Annotated in this window: 3 protein-coding genes; all 3 read left to right on the top strand. The window is 71.7% G+C overall.

Annotated features, from left to right (window positions below; genetic code table 11):
- A partial coding sequence (locus AKJ13_RS29825; protein WP_280137139.1) for a transketolase C-terminal domain-containing protein occupies nucleotides 1–665 on the top strand: 665 nt, incomplete at its 5' end.
- A gap of 127 nt (nucleotides 666–792) precedes the next feature.
- Nucleotides 793–1,821, top strand: a complete 1,029-nt coding sequence (gene hpnA, locus AKJ13_RS29820) for a hopanoid-associated sugar epimerase (protein ID WP_050736551.1) — start codon at nucleotides 793–795, stop codon at nucleotides 1,819–1,821.
- Nucleotides 1,818–2,714 carry a squalene synthase HpnC gene (hpnC, locus tag AKJ13_RS29815; RefSeq protein WP_050736550.1) on the top strand — a complete coding sequence of 299 codons (897 nt, stop codon included), beginning with the start codon at nucleotides 1,818–1,820 and terminating at the stop codon, nucleotides 2,712–2,714. Before hpnA ends, hpnC begins: the two co-directional genes overlap by 4 nt.
- The last annotated feature ends 111 nt before the right edge of the window (nucleotides 2,715–2,825 follow it).

Here is a 2,825-nt window from a genome sequence, read left to right as displayed (position 1 = left end):
TGGTCGGCGCCGACGGGGCGACCCATGCCGGAGCCTTCGACCTGGCGTATCTGTGCTGCCTGCCGAACATGACCGTGATGGCGGCTTCCGACGAGGCCGAGCTGGTGCACATGGTGGCGACGGCGCACGCGCATGACACGGGCCCGATCGCGCTGCGCTATCCGCGCGGCGAGGGCGTCGGCGTCGAGCTTCCGGAGCGGGGCGCGGTTCTGGCGATTGGCAAGGGCCGGATGGTGCGCCAGGACGCGGAGGCGCGGGTGGCGATCCTGTCGCTGGGCACGCGGCTGTCGGAAGCCTTGAAGGCGGCGGATGCGCTGTCGGAGCAGGGCGTTGCGGTGACGGTGGCGGATGCGCGCTTTGCCAAGCCGCTGGACGAGGCGCTGATCCTGGAGCTGGCGCAGAGCCACGAGGTGCTGATCACGATCGAGGAGGGCTCGCGCGGCGGGTTCGGGGCGATGGTGCTGCATCTGCTGGCCGAGCGCGGCGCGCTGGATGCGGGCCGGGTCCGGGTGCGGACGCTGACGCTGCCGGACCTGTACCAGGACCACGACAGCCCGGAGAAGATGTACGCCGAGGCCGGTCTCGACGCCGCCACCATCGTCAAGACCGCCCTCGACACCCTGCCGGAGCGCAAGGAAGGCCGTTCGCGCTTGCGCCTGGCCTGATCCCGGTGCGAGCGGGCGGGGGACGCGGTTCCGCGCCTCGCTTGCCGCCCGGACGGTTCGATGACACAAGCGCGGCGCGGCGGGGTCCCCCGCCCGCGCCGTCATTCCGCAACGCTTTGAACATGTGATGGTAGAGGCCACTTCCTCCGGCCCGTCCGAGGTCGGCCCCGTGCTGATCACCGGCGCGAGCGGGTTCCTCGGTTCAGCCCTGGTCGACGTGTTTCGCCGGGCCGGCTTCCCGGTGCGCATCCTCGTGCGCGCGTCCAGCCCGCGCCGGAACCTGACCTGGACCGATGTTGAGATCGCCGAGGGCGACATGCGCGACCCGGCGGCCGTGGCCGCCGCCATGCGCGGCCAGCGCTACCTGATCCACGCCGCCGCCGATTACCGGCTCTGGGCGCCGGATATGGAAGAGATCGTCCGCACCAACCGCGACGGCACCCGCCTCATGATGCGGGCCGCCCTCGAGGCGCAAGTCGAGCGGGTGGTCTACACGTCGAGCGTCGCCACCATCAAACCGCCGGCCGACGGGGTCACGCCCTCCGACGAGACCATGCCGCTGACGCCCGAGACCGCCATCGGCGCCTACAAGCGCAGCAAGGTCGTGGCCGAGCGCGTCGTCGAGGAGATGATCGCCCGGGATGGCTTGCAGGCGGTGATCGTCAACCCGTCGACGCCGATCGGTCCCCGGGACGTCAAGCCGACGCCGACCGGCCGGATCATCCAGGAGGCGGCACTCGGCAAGATGCCGGCCTTCGTCGATACCGGGCTCAACCTCGCCCATGTCGACGACGTCGCCCAGGGCCACCTGCTCGCTCTGCGCAAGGGCCGGATCGGTGAGCGCTACATCCTCGGCGGCGAGGACGTGTTCCTGTCGCAGATGCTCGCCGACATCGCCGGCATGGTCGGCCGCAAGCCCCCGACCGTGAACCTGCCGCGGGCCGCGGTCTACCCGGTGGCGTTCGTTGCCCAGCTCGCCGCCCGGGTCACCGGCCGCCAGCCGTTTGCCACCATCGACGGCATCCGCATGTCCCGCTACCGGATGTTCTTCTCCGACAAGAAGGCCCGGGCGGAGCTGGGCTATACGGCGCGGCCCTATCGCGAGGGCCTGTCCGACGCGATCACGTGGTTCCGCCAAGCCGGGTATCTCGGATGAGCCAGCTCGACACCGCGACCGCGGCGCGCTCCGGCAAGGGCCACCGCGACGAGAACTTTCCGGTCGCCTCGCACCTGATCCACCCGCGCCACCGCGGCGCGATTCTGGCCTTCTACAACTTCGTCCGCGCCGGCGACGACGTGGCCGACCACACGGACCTTACGTCCGCGCGCAAGCTCGAGCTGCTCGACCGGCTGGCCGATGCGCTCACCGGCGCCGGCCCGTCCGATCCCGAGGCGGAGCCGCTCAAGCGCGAGCTTGCCGCACGGGGCCTACCCCCCCGCCACGCGCTCGAGCTGCTCGACGCGTTCCGGATGGACGCGCGCAAGAACCGTACGGCCAACTGGGACGAGCTGATCCATTATTGCCGCTACTCGGCGATGCCGGTCGGGCGCTTCGTGCTCGACGTGCACGGCGAGGACCCGGCCCGGGTCTGGCCGGCCTCCGACGCGATCTGCGCGGCGCTCCAGATCATCAACCACCTTCAGGATTGCGGCAAGGATTACGCCGACCTCGACCGGGTCTACCTCCCGCAGGACGCCCTCGACCGCCACGGCGCCACGGTGGCGATGCTGGGGGCGCCGCAGGCGAGCCCGCCTCTCCGGGCGGTGATCGCCGAGCTGGCGCAGCGCTGCCTCGACCTGCTCGAGGAGGGCGCCGTCCTCCCGGACCTGATCGACGATCTGCGGCTCTCCCTGGAGATCGCCGCGATCCACCGCCTCGCCGTGGTGCTCGCCAAAGGGCTGACCACGCGCGATCCGCTCTCGGAAAAAGTCCATCACGGCAAGGCCGCGTTCGCGCTCACCGCGCTCGGCGGCGTCGCCGCCACCCTGGCGCGCCGGCCCTTCCGGGGGCGGATTGTGCGGGGCGCGGCTCAGGGAATCCGCTCGTGAGCGCCACCGCGACCACCGCCCCCGCCGAGGATTCCGCCGCCCCGGCCCTGCCGGCCGCCGGCTCCTCGTTCTACACGGCCATGCGTCTGCTCCCGAAGGAGCGGCGGGAGG

Origin of the sequence: Methylobacterium sp. ARG-1 (assembly GCF_001262595.1) — a bacterium.
Taxonomy (GTDB): domain Bacteria; phylum Pseudomonadota; class Alphaproteobacteria; order Rhizobiales; family Beijerinckiaceae; genus Methylobacterium; species Methylobacterium brachiatum.
The sequence above is the reverse complement of the archived record's forward strand: the minus strand, read 5'-3'. Positions and strand labels throughout refer to the sequence as shown.

Excerpts from the sequence above, each read along its gene's own strand:
- hpnA (WP_050736551.1), top strand. The coding sequence starts at position 793 with ATGGTAGAGGCCACTTCCTCCGGCCCGTCCGAGGTCGGCCCCGTGCTG.
- hpnC (WP_050736550.1), top strand. The coding sequence starts at position 1,818 with ATGAGCCAGCTCGACACCGCGACCGCGGCGCGCTCCGGCAAGGGCCAC.